Source organism: Lactiplantibacillus xiangfangensis, assembly GCF_001438845.1.
Classification (GTDB): Bacteria; Bacillota; Bacilli; order Lactobacillales; family Lactobacillaceae; genus Lactiplantibacillus; species Lactiplantibacillus xiangfangensis.
Genome location: NZ_JQCL01000098.1, coordinates 66,907 through 87,802, shown reverse-complemented (window position 1 = coordinate 87,802; position 20,896 = coordinate 66,907). Strand labels below are relative to the sequence as shown.

The 20,896-nt window shown below is 45.0% G+C and carries 18 protein-coding genes; 3 read left to right on the top strand and 15 right to left on the bottom strand.

The genetic code is table 11. The annotated features are described in order from the left end of the window. Positions 1-63: 63 nt before the first annotated feature. The 4 genes from IV64_RS12475 to IV64_RS12460 all read right to left on the bottom strand — a co-directional run bounded on the left by IV64_RS12475 (position 64) and on the right by IV64_RS12460 (position 3,930). Positions 64-1,584 (bottom strand): hypothetical protein, encoded by a 1,521-nt coding sequence (locus IV64_RS12475; RefSeq protein ID WP_057707553.1) that lies wholly within the window; start codon positions 1,582-1,584, stop codon positions 64-66. Further along, positions 1,581-1,970 carry a hypothetical protein gene (locus IV64_RS12470; RefSeq protein WP_057707552.1) on the bottom strand — a complete coding sequence of 130 codons (390 nt, stop codon included), beginning with the start codon at positions 1,968-1,970 and terminating at the stop codon, positions 1,581-1,583. The genes IV64_RS12475 and IV64_RS12470 overlap by 4 nt, the downstream gene beginning before the upstream one ends. 22 nt (positions 1,971-1,992) lie before the next feature. Further along, positions 1,993-3,048 (bottom strand): WxLIP family cell surface protein, encoded by a 1,056-nt coding sequence (locus IV64_RS12465; protein ID WP_057707551.1) that lies wholly within the window; start codon positions 3,046-3,048, stop codon positions 1,993-1,995. Between the two features lie 93 nt (positions 3,049-3,141). Next, positions 3,142-3,930, bottom strand: a complete 789-nt coding sequence (locus IV64_RS12460) for a WxL domain-containing protein (protein WP_057707550.1) — start codon at positions 3,928-3,930, stop codon at positions 3,142-3,144. Positions 3,931-4,737: 807 nt separating this feature from the next. On the opposite strand from IV64_RS12460, the gene IV64_RS12455 reads away from it, so the two are divergent. Then, positions 4,738-6,333 (top strand): Nramp family divalent metal transporter, encoded by a 1,596-nt coding sequence (locus IV64_RS12455; RefSeq protein ID WP_057707571.1) that lies wholly within the window; start codon positions 4,738-4,740, stop codon positions 6,331-6,333. Between the two features lie 430 nt (positions 6,334-6,763). Here IV64_RS12455 and IV64_RS12450 read toward each other — a convergent pair whose 3' ends face one another. The 11 genes from IV64_RS12450 to IV64_RS12400 form a co-directional block, all read right to left on the bottom strand. Continuing rightward, a complete protein-coding gene (locus IV64_RS12450) occupies positions 6,764-6,982 on the bottom strand; it encodes a P8 family protein (RefSeq protein WP_057707549.1) in 219 nt (72 codons plus the stop codon). A 106-nt stretch (positions 6,983-7,088) separates the two neighbouring features. Beyond that, a complete protein-coding gene (locus IV64_RS12445) occupies positions 7,089-7,844 on the bottom strand; it encodes a matrixin family metalloprotease (RefSeq protein WP_057707548.1) in 756 nt (251 codons plus the stop codon). Positions 7,845-8,389: 545 nt separating this feature from the next. Further along, the gene (locus tag IV64_RS12440; RefSeq protein ID WP_057707547.1) at positions 8,390-8,878 is read right to left on the bottom strand and encodes a GtrA family protein; all 489 of its coding nucleotides are present in this window, start codon (positions 8,876-8,878) and stop codon (positions 8,390-8,392) included. Positions 8,879-9,034: 156 nt separating this feature from the next. Continuing rightward, positions 9,035-9,904, bottom strand: coding sequence for an FAD synthetase family protein (locus IV64_RS12435; protein ID WP_057707546.1), 870 nt, complete (start codon positions 9,902-9,904; stop codon positions 9,035-9,037). Between the two features lie 87 nt (positions 9,905-9,991). Beyond that, positions 9,992-11,734, bottom strand: coding sequence for a pyruvate oxidase (gene spxB / locus IV64_RS12430; RefSeq protein ID WP_057707545.1), 1,743 nt, complete (start codon positions 11,732-11,734; stop codon positions 9,992-9,994). Between the two features lie 337 nt (positions 11,735-12,071). Next, the gene (locus tag IV64_RS12425) at positions 12,072-12,953 is read right to left on the bottom strand and encodes a LysR family transcriptional regulator (RefSeq protein WP_057707544.1); all 882 of its coding nucleotides are present in this window, start codon (positions 12,951-12,953) and stop codon (positions 12,072-12,074) included. 436 nt (positions 12,954-13,389) lie between these two features. After that, positions 13,390-14,700, bottom strand: coding sequence for a Sapep family Mn(2+)-dependent dipeptidase (locus IV64_RS12420; RefSeq protein WP_057707543.1), 1,311 nt, complete (start codon positions 14,698-14,700; stop codon positions 13,390-13,392). Between the two features lie 11 nt (positions 14,701-14,711). Further along, on the bottom strand, positions 14,712-16,025 hold the full coding sequence (locus IV64_RS12415; protein ID WP_057707542.1) for a PTS sugar transporter subunit IIC: 1,314 nt from the start codon (positions 16,023-16,025) through the stop codon (positions 14,712-14,714). Between the two features lie 21 nt (positions 16,026-16,046). Beyond that, positions 16,047-16,571, bottom strand: a complete 525-nt coding sequence (locus IV64_RS12410) for a GrdB-related putative oxidoreductase (RefSeq protein ID WP_057707541.1) — start codon at positions 16,569-16,571, stop codon at positions 16,047-16,049. Positions 16,572-16,588: 17 nt separating this feature from the next. Continuing rightward, positions 16,589-17,311, bottom strand: coding sequence for a GntR family transcriptional regulator, LSA1692 subfamily (locus IV64_RS12405; protein WP_057707540.1), 723 nt, complete (start codon positions 17,309-17,311; stop codon positions 16,589-16,591). A gap of 18 nt (positions 17,312-17,329) precedes the next feature. Continuing rightward, positions 17,330-18,283, bottom strand: a complete 954-nt coding sequence (locus tag IV64_RS12400; protein WP_057707539.1) for a glycosylasparaginase — start codon at positions 18,281-18,283, stop codon at positions 17,330-17,332. A 485-nt stretch (positions 18,284-18,768) separates the two neighbouring features. On the opposite strand from IV64_RS12400, the gene IV64_RS12395 reads away from it, so the two are divergent. Further along, positions 18,769-20,358, top strand: a complete 1,590-nt coding sequence (locus IV64_RS12395) for an Nramp family divalent metal transporter (RefSeq protein ID WP_057707538.1) — start codon at positions 18,769-18,771, stop codon at positions 20,356-20,358. Beyond that, positions 20,358-20,789, top strand: a complete 432-nt coding sequence (locus tag IV64_RS12390) for a universal stress protein (protein ID WP_057707537.1) — start codon at positions 20,358-20,360, stop codon at positions 20,787-20,789. The genes IV64_RS12395 and IV64_RS12390 overlap by 1 nt, the downstream gene beginning before the upstream one ends. Positions 20,790-20,896: the final 107 nt, after the last annotated feature.

The following is a 20,896-nucleotide window of genomic DNA, read 5'->3' as shown; positions in this document are numbered from 1 at the left end:
AAGAATTCTCATGTCAACTAATATTTTCACAGAATTTTATTATTTTCCAATTTAAATAGTGCCCTAAGGCGTTGGCACGTCACTTAATGTCCAGTTGACTGCCCCAGAATATTTAATGCTTGAATCGGCGAAAACCCCCGGTTCAACATCTAAGAAGATCCCAGCTTTGCTAGTGTCCTTAGGATCAGTCGTCCAATTTGAAGTGACCTCCGTCGTGTTCGACGTGCCACGATCCCCAGAATCAATCAGGGTGCTCTTGGTCAAATCACTCACCTGACCATTAGCGTCACGATAAGTCAGATAACCAGGCAGCTTATGACTGCCACTAGTTAAGTCGGTCGCTGAAGCGTACAGGTACCATTTGGAACCCGCCGTTCGGGTGTCATTGATGTTAACGTTCCAAGGTGAAGATGGGCCGTATAACGCGGTTGCTGTCGGGACACCGTGGCTTCCAAAATCAATACCACTAGAAATCGTGCCGAATTTGACCGTACCCGGTTTGACTAAGGTAATGGTCTTAATTGCTGACTTCTTCGTCCCGTCAGTTGCATAGAAATCAATCGGCATACTGTCGTTAGCGGCGACCTTCTTCAACGCCGCTGCTAAATCGCCCGTATCCGTTTTGACGTCGACACTACTACCAGACGAACTCTTCCCGGTAACATTGGCCTCAGACTTCACCCAGTCGGCAAAGTCACTGTCAGACATGGCTTCTAGCTTAGTCACATCATCACTCGACAAGTTAAGGGTCGTCTTGTCCGCAGCAATCGTAACTGGAGCAACTGTTACAAACGAAAATGCCGTCCCGTAATCCCCGAATTCATTGGATTCAGCAACTGTTAAGCTCGTTGAATTTTTAAGTGCATCTCCAGTTAAATTTAGCGTCCACTTGCCATCATCACCAACCGTCGTCGTATCCCCAGTAACATTGTTACTAATAAGATCACCAGGATGATCCCCTTTTCCATTAAGAACCGTCGTTCCAGTGGTGACGGGCGAAGTCGTAATAGTTGGAAGTAATTTTTTGCCCACTCGACTACTGTAATACTTATTAACGTGCGAGGATAAATCGGTTGTAAAACAGTAAGCAATATAGATAGGACCACGAGTTTTCAAATCTTTCAAATCAACATTAAAAGTAATATTCTGATCAATCGAAACACTTGTATTTTTAAACCCGATACTAATAACTTGAGACGGGGTAGTAAACGATTTCCCATTCCTATCCAACAAGTCAAAGTAATATGATGTAATATTTCCAGGCTTACTTTGTCCTGCCCCGGTTGTTGTCGTCATCGTTCCACTAACTGCAATATTAATTTGCGTCGTACTAGTTGAAATCCGGTCTTCAGATCCATACGGTTTTAAACCGTCTGCTTTAACAGTAACTGTTGGCGTCTCCTGTAAGAAAGATAGCTTCCCATTGTCGCCACCTTCATTAGGGATCCGTCCACTTCCCATTGAATCTAGTCCCGCTGTCACGTCCGTCAACGTTGCCGCATGAACTGCTGGACTAGCTGACAACACCGTACCAGAGATGACCAACAGGACGGCCAACACACGCCAAACTTGTTTCATTTTCATCGTGTCGTCCCCCGTTCCGTCAGCTGCACATCACGCCAGACTAAATAGCCCAGAACAGCGCTAAGTAATAATAAGCCACCCAAAATCCGCACGTACCACGCGTAAGCTTCCGCCGTTTGTGGTAAGCGTCCTGATTGAAGCGTCTTTTGCAACGTTCCGGCCATGGCACCAGCGTTGCTAGCTTTCCCTGTGTCCGTTTGGCGAATTGTCTGACCAGTTGGAATATGGTGATTAGCCTGAATCGTCGCCGGATCAACTACCGTGCTTGTACTTGGTGTGAAACTAACGCCCGTCTGCGTTTCAGATTGCGCAAACGCCGCCACTGGCATCAACCAAACAATCACGAGCATTAACGCTCCCGCAAGTCCTAGCTTGATTGTTTTCAACTTGATCACCCCTTAATTGAGTTTATGCGTTCTTCTTTTGTCGTCGTTTTTTGATAAAGAAGATCAACCAAAGGACTAGTAAAACAATCACTAACATACCAAGTGCACCCAACCCAATGAGCCACCAAATACTAATCCCGTTGTTATCTACGGATGCCTTATTATACTTTTGTGCTGCCGCAGCCGTAATTGTAAAGTCTTTATCAAAAGTCCATTCATGGTCACTATTTTTAACCGTCATGTGTAAATGATATTGACCCGCTTGTAATTTCGTATCGCCCAACAAGATTGGGTAATCATAACGGGTATTGGGGGCCATCTGAACACCTTTGCGCGTCGCTTTTTTGACAACCTGATCATTACTTTTACTCGTAATCGTCGTCTTAGTCGTTAAGTTCGGAATCATTACCGCCGTTGGGTTCCGCAATTCTGCAATAATCCCCCGGTGATAATTAATCATGCCAGCTTTAACGTTACCTAAAAGCATGTTAGGCTTGGGCGTTTGCCCCGAAGTGTACTTCATCCCAATGACGTAAGAATACTGACTCTTCATGTTCATGGCACCTTTGACGGAGCCAGTCACCTTGTCATCGACCCGCTTAAAGTACCAGCCGCCTAAAATGACCCCGTTGACTTGCTGGCTAGGCATCGTCACTTGGGCGCTCACCGTTTTAGACCCATTAGCGGGAACCGTTACGGTTTTTGTGCCATTGATTTTAGTCAGATCACTCATCTTATACTTCAATGATGAATCGTAGTTAGTTTTCGGAGAGACGTATTCAATACTACCGTTCGTATTCGTATACGCCGTATTGATGCGCGTTTGGACTTTCATATCTTTATTGGTGCTGTTGTAGATAACCGTTCGCAACGTTTCCGTTTGTCCTTTTTTCATTTTTAAATCAAAAAAGGAATTCTTCTTGTTGATTTGGTTCTTAGGGATCTTAGCTGCAACGCTAAACCCAACGTTACCTTGCGTCCCTTGCGAGTGCTTCGCAGCTTTTGCTGGCAAGCTAACACTTAAGTCCAAACCAACTAGTAGCCCCGTCACTACCCACTTCTTCAGCCATTTCTGCATATGAGTAACGACTCCTTTCAATTATATGTAAAGAAGATGCCCATTACCAAGGCAATGGCCATCTTCTTTTTAGTTATCTTACCTTATTAACAATTAGTTAGATGGGGTGTCGCTTAAACTCCAGTTCAAAGTCCCATCGTAAGTTTTAGCAGAAGCCGTGTTAGCAGCCACGTTTAACGTCAGGTTGGCAGGGTCTAAAGAATCGACCGTTACCCCAGCACCATTGCCCGTAGCTGCGGTTAAAACAACGTTAGAAGTTGTTCCAGTTGCGCTACCACTACCAGCATCGATGGTAACGGCATTAGAAACAGCACCGTTGCCATCAGTACTACCAGAAGCGGTCACGTTACCAGCTGGTAAGGTAATCGTAGCACCCTTCAAGCTAGCAATGTCACCCGTACTAGTGACACTTAAATCCCAGCCAGCGTTGGTCCCACGACCGTCAGCAACTTCAAGAATAACCTTTGAACCAGTATTAGCACCACCTGAACCTAATTTGAAAGTGCCGTTAGTAGTTGCACTGTCCTTGCCGGCCTTACCCTTAGCATCAGTTGCGCCGTCAACAGCACCGTTAGCGTTGTACTTATGTGCATTGATCAAATCAATTTCATGGGTCCCAAAGTCAATTGTAGTTGGGGCGTAGGCTAAAGCTAACCCGGCGCCCGGCTTACCACCGTTATTACCATTGTCAGTTGGATCTGGATCTAACGTTTTATTGGGGTTGTTTGGATCAACGGGTTTCGTCGTATCCGTATTAGCTGTAAACGTAACCCCAGTCGTGGTAGAACCCGCATCGGTAGTTGCTGCATTCGCAACAACTGGCGCAGCGGCCCCTAATAATAAAGCACTCGTCATTAATAAACTACTTACCATTTTTTTCATAATTAAAGTACATCCCCTTGTTCGTCTTATTCTATATTTATAATTTAACACATTAATCTTTAATGGCAACCGTTTATTACCAAGGCATACTAATCATCCCTGCATAAAGGTGCACTACATCAATCATTACAGCAATAAAAATATTTTTCTTGAAAGAAATAAAAATTCATATTCAAAGTGAAAATACACATTATGCATTCTCCAGTTCAACCCACGGCTAATAAAGATAACCAGCGCTTTCTTTGATATATGGGCATTCGTAGCTGTTAACAATCTACGGTGAACAGTTTATCAAAAAATAAATAAACTGATGTGAATCGTATAATTAACACCTTGGTTTTAGTATTTCAACCGCTATCAATAACCTTTATAATATAGATTCAATTACAGATTAATAATACATAAAAGCTCCCTATTCGTGAATAAAGCTTATACATCCATTCATTTTTCAAAAATGCGTCTTTGTCTACAACTGCATTATATGGGGTGCTTGTATTACATTTACTTATAATGAAATATTTCAATTGCAATATCCCGTCCTTTGCTGCACAACTCATCCAACTCGTTCAACAAAAACTATTGTTTATTAGAATTAATATATGAATATTTGAATGATCCTCTAAATAATCAAAAGTGGTCTATTTCCTTTCCCCTCTCAAACCACAGTTATTTCCCTATTATCAAAGGAATTATCACTTTAAAATCTTAAGCGATTATTTTTTAGGTACATCTAAAAAATATTTCATTTACTATAATTTTATGCTACATTGTTAGAGGCTTAAGAGTTAAAGAAAGGTGGAATTTGAATTGAATTCTCACAAAAATGGGGAAACGACGAAACCCAAGCATAAGCTAATCGAATATGCGAACGGTCCGTCGTTGGAAGAAATTAATGGTACCGTTGAAGTTCCTAAGGGAAAGGGCTTCATGAAAACATTGTTTGCTTATTCTGGTCCGGGCGCGTTAGTCGCCGTGGGGTATATGGATCCGGGCAACTGGTCAACTTCAATCACTGGTGGGCAAAATTTCCAGTACATGTTGATGTCTGTTATCTTAATGTCAAGTTTGATCGCAATGTTGCTTCAATACATGGCGGCTAAACTTGGCATCGTGAGTCAGATGGATTTGGCCCAAGCCATTCGTGCCCGTACAAGTAAGGGGCTTGGCGTTGTTTTATGGATTTTAACTGAGTTAGCCATCATGGCAACTGATATTGCTGAAGTTATCGGGGCAGCCATTGCGCTGTACTTGCTATTCCATATTCCGTTAGTCATCGCGGTATTCATTACCGTCTTTGACGTCTTAGTACTGCTTTTATTGACCAAGATTGGTTTTCGAAAAATCGAAGCCATCGTGGTCTGCTTAATCCTAGTGATTCTATTCGTCTTTGTCTACCAAGTTGCCCTCTCAAACCCTGACTGGGGCGGTGTTGTTCGTGGACTTGTTCCGAGCGCCGCAACTTTTTCGACGGATCATCCCGTGGGGGGAATGACCGCCTTATCTGGTTCACTTGGGATTATCGGGGCAACGGTTATGCCACATAACCTGTACTTGCATTCCGCAATTTCACAAACACGTAAAATTGACCACGATGATGATGAAGACGTTGCCCGCACGGTGAAATTCACTGCTTGGGACTCTAACATTCAATTGACTTTTGCCTTCTTCGTTAACGCGCTACTGCTCATCATGGGTGTGGCCGTTTTCAAGACCGGCGCCGTTAAAGATCCGTCATTTTTCGGCTTATTCCAAGCTTTGTCAGACGCTTCAACCTTGAGCAACCCGCTCTTGATCGAAGTTGCCAAGTCGGGAATCTTATCCGTCTTGTTTGCCGTTGCGTTACTCGCTTCTGGCCAAAACTCAACTATTACTGGTACCTTAACGGGACAAGTGATCATGGAAGGCTTCATTCACATGCGCACACCACTATGGGTTCGTCGCTTGGTCACGCGCCTGATCTCCGTGGTTCCCGTGCTTATCTGTGTCCTATTCACCAGTGGGAAAACGGCGGTTCAAGAACACACCGCCTTGAATAATCTAATGAATAATTCCCAAGTCTTCCTGGCCTTCGCCCTACCATTCTCAATGTTGCCATTATTAATGATGACTAATAGCGAAGTGGAAATGGGAAAACGGTTCAAGAACAGCCTTTGGGTCAGCGTTCTCGGTTGGGTATCTGTCATTGGGCTGACGTATTTGAACATGATTGGGTTACCCGATCAGATTCAGGCCTTCTTTGGCGACAATCCCACGGCCGGACAAGTCCAACTTGCAAATATCATCGCCTACATCTTAATTGCTGGGGTGCTCTCACTATTAGCTTGGACTACTTACGACCTCTACCGCGGTAACAAGCGTTACGCCGCAAAAGTCCAGGCACACTTAGAAGCAACTGAAGATTAAACAGTAACTTCATAAAACCAGCTCATTTCTTCCATCATAGTAGTGAGTTGCGATTCATTTGAAAAATCAAACTAAAGATTGAAAGTGCTAAAGCTAGTTCAATCGTTGCCATGATACTACTTATCGTTAAAAGATTAGTGTTTTTCGTCGCTTCGCCGGGCTTACACCACGGACGGTCCGGGACAATTGCGTCTTTTGCAATCGTTCCGGGCGAGGGACTAGACCGCTCCCCAGGCTAGCCCCGGTCCCACGACCGCATGTCATCAGTGGCAACCGGAATAGCTTACAAGCAGCTAATTTTTATTGGCTTAGATACTGATATAGCAGTGCTTAATCCTTAAATTTAACTTTCAACCTTTAGAAATCGAGCTACAAAAAAAGGATCCGAGACAATCGTCTCGGGTCCTTTTTGCGATGCAAGTTGTGTTAGTTAAGCCTTTAAGAGTTTTTCAACTTCGCTCTTAAGCTTAGCATCATCCATACTCATATAAGGCGCGACTTCATCAGCGGTCTTGTCAGTATCATGGCTGTCATCGTCCATAAAGTGATTCCAAATCGCATCGCGAACTGGTAACTTGGAGTCACTCCAATCAAAGACATCAGACATCTTTTCATCCAATAAACTGTTCATTTCCACATTCTCAGCCATACTAAAACAACTTCCTTTCTAACTTTTTGGTACACCTCTAGTATAAGGCAAATTTGAGAAAGTGACTGAAATTGGTCTGGATTTTTTCAGATTGTTAAGTCACCGGCTAGCTAGGTTGATAAATTTCCCGTAACGCCGCAATGTCTCCATCAGATAAGACGCTCTTTCCCTGACTGACTGGGTACATGACGGATTGGGTAGACGTGCTGTGGTCTAGTCCCAGGGCGTGACCCAATTCGTGCACGGAAACTGCTTTACTGAAGGCGGCGCTGTAATCCCCGTTCAAGCTGGCAGAGGCGTTATTCCAATACTTAATGCCGCGAATGCTAACTTGCTTAGTAATCTGGGGACCACCGTGCCCTAATTCAATCGTCGTATCACCGGCCGGCATCTTTTTGAAGTAGACCGAGAATGTAATCGAGTTTTGATGATTCTGGGCACTGCCTTCAACCAAGTGAACTAACCCAGTTTGGTTGTAGGTGGTGACAGCTTCTTCAAATACTTCTCGTCCAGTTACAGAGAGTTTCGGGTTAAAGTGGTAGTAGTAAGTTTTAGACAGTGTCGTCTTTTGAACAATCGATTCAATCGGTGTGGCATTCGCCGACTGCTTCTTCGTGTTAGACTGTGCTTTCGCCTCAGTCGCTTGTTTAGCGCCAGTTGTTTCAGAAGATGACGTTTTCGCCGTAGCGCCATCCGCCATCAAATGACTCGACAAGCTTCCGGACAAGGCCGCAACTAGGTTGTTGCGCACCTGACTGACAATTGTCGCTGCCTGGGGTACGAGGGTCGCCCGGTTGTTATAGCCCCAACCAACGGCCACGATGATGATCAGCGTCCAAAATAGATTTTTAATGACTTTCAAATTAGTGACCCCTTTAAGCGTAATTCATCGATTTGCGTAAGTTTCATAATACCGATTAGATTATCCCCCATTTTACAATTACTGAACACTGAAAGGTTCCTCAACCGAATAATCCTAATAAAACTTTATACAGCTACAGATTGGAAACTGAATTTTGTGATCGAACAACTAGCTAAAAGTATCGTAATTAGTCACGACCGGGGCTATCGGTGAACCTTAGACTATTCCATGAATCTAACTGATTCCCGTAAATCAACAGCTATCGTCAAAGTTGAGTTTAGCGGAGTCGGCAGAATCGGTGTGCTGTGTCGGCAATGTCAGTCTGGCGTTCCTGGCCGGTCTGATATTGCGGGGCGATTTAAATACGTGGGTTACCGGCTTTAAATCGAGGGCGCAGACCGCACTATGGCTGCGTCCGTCCCCCACAGCACAGCGGTTCTGTCCGACAGAGCGGCACATTTAGATTTTTAGTTTCTCAGTTTAAAAGTCCGTAAAAAAACGGCAATCACGGTCAAATAATCGACCGTAATTGTCGTTGAAGGATTTTACTTACGAAAAACAAATAGTTTTGATAAAAAGAAGTTTCCAATAATCGCACAAAGTTGACCAATAAGTTTGGCAATGGGTGCCGAAGTGCCAACTAGTGAAATCGTAATCCACAATACTAGGGCTTCAATCAAGTAAGTCGCAATCCGTGTGCCGTAAAACTTGCCCATTTCACGAAACGGATGGGCAGAATGATGCTTAAAAACAAGCAAGCGGTCCACCCAGAAAGCCACCTGAACACTAATGATCCATGCCGTTGCGTTAGCGACTTGATATTCAACCTTAAAAACTTGGTCCATCAAATAAAAAGTCACAAAGTTAACGGCAACACTGATGAGTCCCCAGAGGACGTACCGAACCGCCTGATTTCTGGTCTGTTTCTTCGGCGAAGCCAGCTCAGCATCCAAATCAGCGATGGGTTCAAGCATTTCCTCCGCCGTCATTTCCGTATCAGGGGTCAATTCACTAGTTGTTTTTGGTTTAGTCATCGTCCTCACACCTTTCAATCCAGTTATAGGGTATTGGCCTTTTATTATGCCTAATGCAAATTGGCATTGACCAACATTCCAACTCTCATTAATAAGTTTAGCACAACGTTCCCTATGACACTCAATCTCCGTGAAAAAGATGGCCGAATCCAAAAACTAAATTGCGATTACTTGGGCAGATGTCACCTGTTGCGACCGGGCGACGCGCCGCTTTAAAAGCCCCAGTTCAACCGTTTGACTGCCGGTACTGAGCACCATTCGACTGGCTTTTAAATCAGCAATCGTGACGGACAAGCCCCGCCGGTTAACACTCAACTTTCCGGTAAGTTCCATTGTTCCAACCGTCAACTGGCAGTCGTAGGTGCCCTGCGGTGGAAGTTGTTGTAGCCGACTAGCAGGCCGAAACTGAAGTGGTTCGTCCTGACGCGACTGAACTAACTGCCCCGCTAACGCGTACTGGTGCCCCAGTAATTCATTGGCCTGTTCGATATGGCCAAACTTGATTAACCGCCGAATCTGAGTCGACCCGATCTTTTGTTGATCTTGAGCTAGCTCCGAGACGACGACCACGTCAAACGCATCGTGATTATAGCGCGGCATGTCCGCAATCGTTGCCTGACCGCCACGACCAAACGTATAGTCGAAGCCGCCAACCACAACATCCGCATTGAGTGCCATCAAGTAATCCCGTACAAACTTTTCCGGTGCGATGCCGGCAAAGTCGCGGTCAAAGTCAACCACATAGGTCGTATCGACTTGATTTTGCGCTAATAAGGCCAGTTTCTGACTAATGGTGTTCAAGTACCGAAAATCCGTTTGCCGACTGGTATTGAAAACCCGTGAAACGTGCCGGTTAAACGTCATAACGGCGAGCGGTAAGTGCCGTTCGTGCGCTAATTGACGTGCCCGCGCAATCACGTGCTGGTGGCCCTGATGGACCCCGTCAAAAAACCCGAGGGCGATCACCTGTCGCACCGGTTTGGACATCATTGCTAATTTATGTGGGTTTAACCGAACTACTTTCACGATAATTTCCTCCCAATCTCTGACGAACAAAGACGTCCGAGCATACGCCGCGGACGTCCTTGTTCGGTACTCTAATTAAGCCTAGGCTTATTTGCTAGCTTGCTTCAAGAAGTAGCTAAATGGTTTCAAGTCTTGTGCTTGGTACTTTTTAACGAATTCATCAATCTTAGTTTGATCTTGCCATGATGAGTCAATGAACATGTGCTCAGTTGTGAATGGCATCTCGTGGGTTAACTTAACGTCAATCAAAACAGGCTTGTCCGTGTTCTTAGCAGCATCCATAGCTTCCTGGAATTCAGCCTTTGTCCGAGCGGTGAAGGCTTCTGCGCCCATCCCTTTGGCAGCGGTTGCCCAGTCAGTAGCTGGCAAATCAACACCTGACAATGGTTGTTTGCTATCGTCAGTTTGTTCTGCTTCAATAAAGCCTAACGTTTCATTGGAGAAGACCACGTTGACAATGTGTAACCCGTATTTAACTTGGGTCAGAATTTCTTCCATTAACATTGCGAAACCACCATCACCACTCAAGCTGTAAACATCGCGGTCTGGGTAAACAACCTTGGCAGCAATTGCAGCTGGTAAGCCAAAGCCCATCGTTGCGTACTTCCCAGAGGTAACCCACTTTTGATCACCATGAATATCAACTAAGCGTTCGAAGTTAATGTTGACGTTACCAACATCCACACCGAAGACGGCACGGTCACTAGCAGTCTTGTTCAAAACATCGAAGATTGGTTCTGGACGAACTGGCATTTGATCACTGTCTTTGAAGCTATCTTGCCATTCAACCCAGTTCTTCTTGTCAGCGATAGAAGCATCGTAGAAGGCAACGTCTGATTTAGCTTCACCAGCATCGATCATTGCCCGTAAGGCTTTCTTAGAATCGGCTAACATCGGTACATCAACGTGATGACGTTTGCCTAACTTAGCACTTTCAATATCAATTTGAATAATTTTAGCTTTGCGATTGAAGAGGAAGATACTGAATGGTACATCGTTACCAACCCAAACGATCAAGTCAGTGGCGAAACCAATTTCAGCCCCAGGCTTAGGTGCAACCCGACCGGTTGAACCTAAGTATGCTGGGTAATCTTCGTCAAGAATACCTTTAGCCAATACTGATGAAACTAATGGCATCTTGAATTTTTCAGAAGCTTCCTTTAATTCATCGGCAGCATCCTTAGCACCAATCCCGAAGTAGATCATTGGGGACTTAGCGTCCTTGATCATTTTAACGGCTTGATCGACACTTTCCTTAGCTGGTTCTGGATAAACTGGTTCAACGTGCGTGTTAGCAGCTGAAACATAAGTGTCATCAATTTCTGCCCAGCCGAAGTCCTTAGGAATGGTTAGAACGGCAACGCCCTTCTTTTCGTAGGCTTCTTGGATGGCTTCGTCGACTAATTTTGGTAAGCTCTCAGCCGTCATTGCGGTCCGGTTCCAGACAGCAACGTCATCGAAGATTGGTTCTTCGTTCATTGCTTGGAAGAAGTCAATGTTCATCCGGCTAGTTGGAACTTGTGCCACAATTGCGAGCACCGGTGTCCGGTCAACCTTGGCATCGTATAATCCATTTAATAAATGAACCGCGCCAGGGCCAGCAGAACCGAAGCAAACCCCAATTTGACCAGTTAGCTTTGAATCAGCAGCGGCCGCAATGGCACCTGCTTCTTCGTGACGAACTTGGATAAACTTGAAATGATCCTTTTGGTTATAAAGTGCATTCATAGTTGAATCAAATGAACCACCCGGATAACCATAGATATGATCTACTCCCCAAGATTGAATAACGTTCAGTACGGCATCTGAGCCACTAATTTTGTCAGCCATAATATAATCTCTCCCATCCAATTTTCGCTTCGCATCGATTGGGATGTAAAGTTGTTTATTTGCTAATTTGTTGTTGTAATCGCTTACAACGTTATAATAGAGCCCGTCCATTGGTATAAGCAAATCAGTTGTTCGACCAAATGTTTTCTTATTAAAACCGCTGTCACTACGATTAGGCGCTGTTACACTTTTAACAAGTAAAATTTAACTCAAAAGATTCTTAAAAGAATTTGAAATATTCTAATATTAAATCAAAAAGAAAGAACTCAGCGTAAACTGGATTCTTTCTTTCAGAAAGCAATAAATTTCGATTAGTCTATTGATAAGCATTCTCTATCTATACTTTTATTTTTAATAAAATTTGTAGAAGGCTTGCTTCGTTTGAACTCAATTTTGTATTTTTACGATACGCTACCGAGATATGAAAGGCTTCGCGTAACGGATCATCAATTTTCAATCCGACTAACCCTTCACCCGGTAAAATGGCGTCCTTGACAAGGAACCCTAGCCCCAAATTAGTGCGGACAATGCTCTTCATCCAGGTGATGTCTGAAGTTCGATAGATCACTTCCGGTTTAACACCGGCAGCTTGGCAATAATCACGAAAAGCTTGGGGGTGAATAAAACTGTCGTCCATCCCAATAAACTTCTGTTGGTCAAGCTCTTGAAAACTAATCTTTCCCCGTTTCGCAAACGGGCTATTTTCACTAACGATCACTTCAAACGGCCGGTCGCCCAGCGCAGTGGTCTGAATCTCCCGCAAATGCAACGGGTGCGCGGAAGCAATCAGCGCAATGTCGAGCTTGCCCTTTGCTAGGTCATTGAGGACCTGTGCGGACCCCTCTTCCACGACCTTCAGCTGCTTCAACCAGCCCCATGCTAATAGGTGCTTTGCTACTTGGGGGAAAAAGAGCGCCCCAAGGATAGGCGGTAAACCGAATCGAATTTTCGGTTGTTTGGCAGCTTCAATTTCACGGTGCGTCAATTCAAGACTGTCACTCATCACTTGCGAGTTCCGGTATAGCAGCTGTCCAGATTCAGTAATCAGCATCTGTTGGTGTGCGTGATCTTGTTGTACGAGCTGAGCATCAAACTCTTTTTCTAATCGTTTCACGGCCTGCGTGACGGCTGGCTGTGAAACGGCGAACTTTTCGGCGACGTAAGTATAATTTTTATACTTCACAACGGCCCGAAAAAGCGCTAAATCACGAGTATTCACGGTGGATCAGTTCCTTTCTTATACGTTCGTGCATTCCTTCACGCCCTAAGCAAACTGGTGGACGTTTATAATTATTACTACCATCATATAGCTAAACCTGGTTTCAGGCTAACGGATTGATTAGCGGTGTTGCGCTGTTTTGACACACAAGATTGAAAACAATGAAGAGACTGTCTTTATTAGCACAGTCTCTTCATTGTTTTATGAGTTTATTTGAAAATTGAAACTTATAACTAAATACTGTTGTATTAGCGAAGACGGGCAGAATTGGTGTGCCGTGGTGGCAATATTAACCGGTGGTCCTTTGCCGGTTAATATTGCCGGGCGATTCAAAGACGTGACTTTTCGGCTTTGAATCGAGGGCCCAGACCGCCCCTCGGCTGGGGCCGTCCCTCATAGCACACCGTTTCTGCACGGCGAAGCGAGCGATTTAGTCTTAACTTAATTCTGCCAAAAAACAATCGTAGTAGATTTCGGTCATCATTTGCCAATCGCTGTACTGAATCCACTCGTCGCCCTTGTGCGCAATTCCCTTTTGACCAGGAAATGACGGGCCAAACGCAACGGTGTTAGGCATTCCCCGGGCATACGTGACACCCGTCGTGGTTACGGGTGTGCCGTCCAGGCCGGTATCCTGCTGATAAATCGCTGAAAACCGTTTGATGAACGGTTGGTTCTGATCTTTAACGGTCGACGGGAAACGGCGGTTAATGATCAATTCAGCATCACTCGGCAAGACAGAGCACAACTGATCCATCAATTGATCTTCACTGACTGAAATCGGATAACGCATCGAAAAATTAGCCGTGAGGGCGACATCACTTTTAGCAACGGCGTACAGTGATAGCTGTAATTTCCCCGAGGCGGCGTCTTCAAAATCAATCCCAAGATTATGCCCGTCATACTGATGACCAATCTTAGTCGCAAGCCAGTCGAAGAACTGACCCGTTTGGCCACTCAATTTGGCCAGAAACGACGCGGCTTGTGGAACGACGTTATCCGCTAAATCAGGTGCGTTACTGGGTGCTTTCTTACCATTAAACTGTTGAACCGTCCCGTCAGCCAAAGTCACAGTGGCTGCGGCTGGCAAATAACTGCGGTCAAACGGGCCACTAATTGATGTGATTTGGTCCAACGACCCATCGTTGGGCTTCAACTTCAGCGTCACGTCCAGCAAGCCCCGTTCGCCATAAACGATGGGGAACTTGCAGTCCGGTGTGATTCCGACAACTGGCGCGGGTTGCTCTGCTAAATAGTGAGGCAAATCCCGACTGCCACCCTCTTCGTCACTGCCGAACATGATGCGGACCCGCTTTTTGAGGGTCGTCCCACGCAATTTGATCAAATACAGCGCAATCAACGTTGAGAGTAGTGGGCCCTTGTTGTCCAAGATACCCCGGCCATACATCATATTTCCAACCTGCGTCAGTTGATACGGTGGGTAGTGCCAGTCGTTTTCAACATCGACCACGTCCACGTGGCCTAACACGCCAAAGTATTCCGGCGCATCGGCAGGCCCCGCTTCAGCCCAACCGACACAATTGCCGGCTAAGCCCGTCCGGAAGCCCATCTTTTTCGCTAAATCTAGCATGTACGCAACGGCACGTTGCGGGCCAATTCCAAACGGTGCTTCAAAGGTCGCGTGGCTGTTGACACTGGGAATCCGTAATAAGCCGTTTAAATCCGCTAAAAAATCATCTGCGTGGCTATTAAATAATTGTTCAAATTCTGGTCTAAGCGCTTGCATATTCATGCCCCTTAAATGTTACTGAAATCGATATCAACGTCCTTCAATTCGGCGGCTTTCTCGTCGCGTAAATATTGATTATCTAAAGTTTTAATGAATGGGTAGTAAATAAAGAGGTCCAGCACCATTTCAAACAGCTGCAATGCCGAACCAAGCCAGCTACCGGTCGACAACCATCCCGATATCAGTGGTGGCGTGGTCCAGGTCAGCATAACCCCATTCGTCAGTGGGACCCATCCTAACGAGAAGACGATCCCGGAAATAACCGTGTTAACAACGGGCGCGATAATGAATGGAATCGCAATGATTGGGTTCAAAACAACTGGCAACCCAAAGATCACGGGTTCGTTAATCCCAAAGATTCCAGGAACAATGGCTAATTTAGCCAGTTCTCGGACCCGTTTTGAACGACAAATCGTCAACATAATAATCAGTAAGGATAAGGTACTCCCACCCCCACCATACGTGGTGAACATATCAATAAATTGTTGGTTGTAAATATGAGGAATCTTGTCCCCGGCTTGCCAAGCTTTCAAGTTATCTTGTGACAAGACGAAGAAGATTGGCGACCAAACACTGTTAGTGATGGTTGGGCCATTGATCCCGAAGCACCAGAGTAATGAGGCTAAGAAGTTATACAAGGTTGCTGATCCTAAGGAGTTCCCAACGTGGGTCAGCGGTGCTTGTAAGACAGCGTAAATAAAGTTATAGGCGGTATTAAAGTCGGTTAAGCTGAAAAGGACCCGGACAAGGAAAAAGGCCAGCACAACTAACGCACTAGGAATTAAGGCGTCAAACGATTCACTAACGGCCGGCGGTACCCCGTCAGGCATTTTAATCGTCCAGTTCCGTTTAACCGCAAATTTAAAAATTTCAACACTAAGAATGGCCGTAATGATCCCTAAGAAAACGCCGTTGGGGCCAAGAAAGACCGTTTCAACAGCGCTATACGATTTTTTACCCACTTCAAGGGTCGTTGGGGTCAAAATTAAGAAAGAAATAATAGCAACGGCCGCGGAGTTAACGGCGTGTAGCCCGCGATTCTTACCATAAGCGTAAGCAATCCCGAAACAAGATAATAATCCAGTAAAATTAAAAACTGAGTTAGAAACGGCACTAAACCATTCGGTCCAATGTTGCCCTAAAATCCCCGTCCAGAAGTCTGCCCAACCAGGAATCGGGAAGTTTCCGAACAATAGAAACATTGATGTCACAATGATCAGTGGCATGATGACTAAAAAACCATCACGTAACGAGCGGAGTACAACGTTATTACCAATTTTGGTTGCAACCGGCATTAACACTTGTTCAAACTTTCTTTGCATAGTGCTTGCCTCCTCATTCTATTAATAACAATATTTACTAATATAGTCCGTAGCATCTTCCTTGTTAGCCTTTTTCGCACACAGGGTCAGACCATGTTCAATGGCGTCGGATAAGCCCGTCCCACCTTTTTTCGGCATCTTAACAATATCTAGTTGACGCTGATACTCAGCCAGAAGGTCCGCGTTCTTTTCCCGCGCAACCATGGCAACTACCGGCACGTCGGAGCCACTTTGGACCGCCAGACCGACTTCACAGGCCATCTGCGCAAACTCTGGGTAATCATAAGTTGGGCCTACAAGTAAAACATCGGGCGCCATTTTTTTGCACATCCGCATAACCTTTCCCTGCACGAGTTCACGATTATCCGCATAGTAGCCGGTGCCACAATAAAAGGTTGCCATCACGTCGCCTTTTTGTTGCTTAAGGTCTTTAGCTAAGGTATCCGCAGCCCCCATGGCAAGCTTTTTCCCGCCTAACTCGGTGTCCGCCTTTTCCTTACCTCCTAGCCCAGCTTGAATCTGGTCTAACAAAACAATGACTTTCATACGATTTAACCTACTTTCTAATGATGTCTGTACAAGATATTATGGAAGGTATATTTATCAGAACGGTAATACGAATCGTCGTACAAGATAGGATAGCCATCCACTGAGAAAGTCACGGCGTGGGATAAGAATCCCGCAGCGCCCGTGGGTACCGTTAACAAGTTAGCAATCCGTGCATCCATTAAAATGGCTTCCAGCTCTTGGCTAGCGTACCCAATCGTCAGCGTTTCCTCCAACTGTGCGTACAGCGACCCACTCGCCTCACTAATTGTCAGATCCGGCAAAGTCGCAATCCGCACGTACAGTTGTTCCACCGTCATGGGCTGCTGATCAATCAACCGTAGCCGTTCGATTCGCCATAACGGTTCATCACCGGCAACTTGTAGCGCCGCTTGAACGTGTTCGGGGACAACCGTTAATTTGGTCAGCCGTAGGACCCGCGTCTCCGGGTGCAAATGCATCTTTAAGGCCACTTCCGTAAAACCGGACAACCCATCGACCCCACTTGAGATCTTTTCCGGCATCATGGGTGCCAACACGTAAGTCCCGCGGTTGCGGTCTTTGACTACAACGTGTTGTCGTTGTAAGACGTCAATTGCCTTGCGCATCGTTAACCGACTTGTACCGTACTTCTTGGCTAAGTCACTTTCAGCGGGTAATTTCTGATGATCCGCATAGTTTCCTTTTCGAATCGCAACGGCTAACTGCTCCGCCACCTGTTCGTATAAATATTTTTTCACCCATTCCACGTCCCTTAACTAATCAATTGGTGCCTTAATCCGCTTAGCATAAGCGTCCATCCAAGCTTGTGTAATCGGCTCGATGGTTGTCGTTCCATTCTCACCTGGATTAGCCATCATCACCTTCGCCGGATGAGTTTCATCACCAACGGCAAAAGTGAATTCAACGTTCGTTGCGACACCCCATTCACCCGCCTTATTCAGCGCAATCAATGAGAATTCGCCCGCTTTACCATAACGTTTCTTTAATTTCTCAACAAACGGATAAACTGCTTGGTCACACGCGGCTTGTGGGGATAATCCCGTTCCCATTAAGCGCACGATTTCATAACACAAACAGCCCTTCATAATATCTTCGCCAAGTCCAGTCGCCGCTGCGCCACCGATTTCGCTGTCACAGTAATACCCGTCGCCGACTAAAGCGGAATCCCCAGTCCGGCCTGGTTTCTTCATAAATAACCCAGAAGTTGACGTCCCAACACTCATTGAGCCTTGCTGGTCCAAACTGACCATTCCAACCGTGTCATGGCCGTCATACGGGCTCAATCCCTTAGTTTCAATTTCACGTTTGCGTTTCGCCCAAATTTTTTGTGCTCGTTCGGTTAACATACTTTTCCGTTCGAACCCATTTAACGCGGCGTATTCCGATGCTCCGGTTCCAACCAAAAAACTATTAAAGTGGTCATGACTTAACTTTCTGGCAACACTGACCGGATTTTTCACATCACTAATACCCGCTACGGCACCAACTGCGAAGGTATCTCCATCCATGAAGGCCGCGTCCATTTCAACTAGACCATTTGCATTTGGCAAGCCACCATAGCCCACCGATTTAAAATATGGGTAATCCTCAACGGTCGTAATTGCCGTTTCCACGGCATCACCACTGGATTGCCCTTTTTTCATTGCTTCAAGGCCTTTTTCTAGGCCTTCATAAGCCATCCGCCAAGTTCCAATCATTGCAATTGCCATTACTCATCACTCCTTTTGATTTTTAACGTTGTAATCGTTTTCACCCACTATTTTAAGCGATATTGTATATACAATCAAGAACATTTTAAACAAATCAAAAAGTATTGTATAAAAAATTAAATATAAAAAGATGTTTACCATTATATTAAGTGTTTAACCAATTTTACAACCCAATTATTGATTATACCGTTGGTTAACTTACAAACTGCCGATATAATTTATGTTTTTAACGTCGATTTTACACCTATACCAATTTTAAAAATTAAACAATAAATTAGTTAGCTCACTACTTAAAAGCTTACCTTTTCATCCTAATAACGGGCCCGATTTACTACCACGAAATTCGAATCCAAGCCGTAGCTATTTTGTTAACCGCTAAATTCGAATTTTGTAGGTCTACCTAAAAAAGTATTTCAGTTTTGTATTTTTTATTGTACAATAACAATTGTTCAAATGTTTTGAAATAGAGAAAGGTGGAATTGCACTTGAGTGAAAAAGAAACTATCCCAACCCGCAAGCATAAACTGATTGAATATGCGAACGGCCCATCCCTAGAAGAAATTAACGGTACGATCGAAGTTCCTAAGAACCTTAATTTCTGGAAAACACTGTTTGCCTATTCAGGCCCTGGCGCCTTAGTTGCCGTTGGTTACATGGATCCCGGCAACTGGTCAACTTCCATTACTGGTGGGCAAAACTATCAGTACATGTTAATGTCTGTCATCTTGATATCAAGTTTGATTGCGATGTTGCTTCAATACATGGCCGCTAAACTTGGTATCGTGAGTCAGATGGATTTGGCCCAAGCCATCCGTGCCCGGACGAGTAAGTCCCTCGGAATTGTTTTGTGGATTTTAACTGAATTTGCCATCATGGCAACCGATATTGCGGAAGTTATCGGGGCTGCCATTGCGTTATATCTATTATTCGGAATTCCTTTAGTAATTTCAGTTTTTATTACCGTTTTTGATGTTTTGCTCTTATTGTTATTAACTAAAATTGGTTTCCGGAAAATTGAAGCCATCGTTGTTTGTTTAATCTTAGTTATCCTATTTGTCTTTGTTTATCAAGTTGCTTTATCTAACCCTGATTGGGGTGGTGTGATTAAAGGCCTCGTGCCAACAGCTGCCACCTTCTCAACGGCTCGTTCCGTCAATGGGATGACCCCACTGTCCGGTTCACTTGGGATCATTGGGGCAACGGTCATGCCACATAACCTTTACTTGCACTCTGCGATTTCGCAAACTCGAAAAATTGATCACAGCGATGAAGCAGACGTGGCGCGGACCGTTAAGTTTGCCAGCTGGGATTCAAACATTCAACTGACAGCGGCCTTCTTCGTTAACGCCCTCCTACTTATCATGGGGGTTGCCGTCTTCAAGAGTGGCGCGGTTAGAGACCCTTCATTTTTCGGGTTGTATCACGCATTATCTGATACATCAATGCTCAGTAACGGAATCTTAATCAACGTTGCAAAATCCGGTGTGCTTTCAGCCTTATTCGCCATCGCCCTATTAGCCTCTGGTCAAAACTCAACCATTACTGGGACTTTGACCGGGCAAGTGATTATGGAAGGTTTCGTCCACATGCGGATGCCACTATGGTTACGCCGCTTAGTCACCCGGTTGATTTCTGTGATTCCCGTCTTGATCTGTGTGGCCTTAACTAGTGGCAAGAGCGCCATTGACGAACATACGGCGTTAAATGATTTAATGAATAATTCGCAAGTGTTCCTGGCCTTTGCCTTACCGTTCTCGATGTTACCATTACTGATGATGACCGACAGTGCGGCTGAAATGGGCCATCGTTTTAAGAACAGTCTGTGGTTAAAAGTTTGTGGTTGGGTCTCCGTCATTGGTTTAACCGTCTTAAACTTGATTGGTCTACCCGACCAGATTGCCGCCTTCTTCGGTAGCAATCCGACCGCGACACAAACTGATTTAGCTAATGTCATTGCTTGGCTTCTAATTGCGGCGGTTCTCGCCCTCTTAGTTTGGACCATCTATGACTTGCACCGTGGCAACCAACGTTACGCGGCTAAACTGGCCGCCAAAGCAAAGGAGAGTGCTGAATAATGGCTACAAAATTTAAACGAATTCTGGTCGGGGTCGACGACTCAGCCGACGCCCTACTCGCCTTCAACTACGCCATTCACCAAGCTAAGCAAGACGACGCTGAATTGATCATCGTTTCTATTTTGGAAAATGATGACATGAACGTCTATCAAGCTTTGAGTAAAGACTACGTACACGGTGAACGTGATGAACTCGAACAACACCTGGCCAAATACCAAAAACAAGCTCAAGATGCTGGTCTGACAAAGGTTCGCACGGTCATCGCTGAAGGTGAACCTGGTGAAACCATCGTTAAAGAAGTGATTCCCCACGTTCAGCCCGACCTTTTAATCATCGGGTCCCTTGCGAAAAAGGGCATTGCGAAGCACTTTGGGAGCCAAGCCGCTTACATGGCTAAATATGCCCCAATTGCCGTATTAGTGATTCGCTAAATTCACGACTAAAAAAGATCTTGCAATCCGTTGAGATTGTAAGATCTTTTTATTTGATTATAATTATTTTAGGTGTGGTGAACTTTAATTGAATATTATTCCTAAAC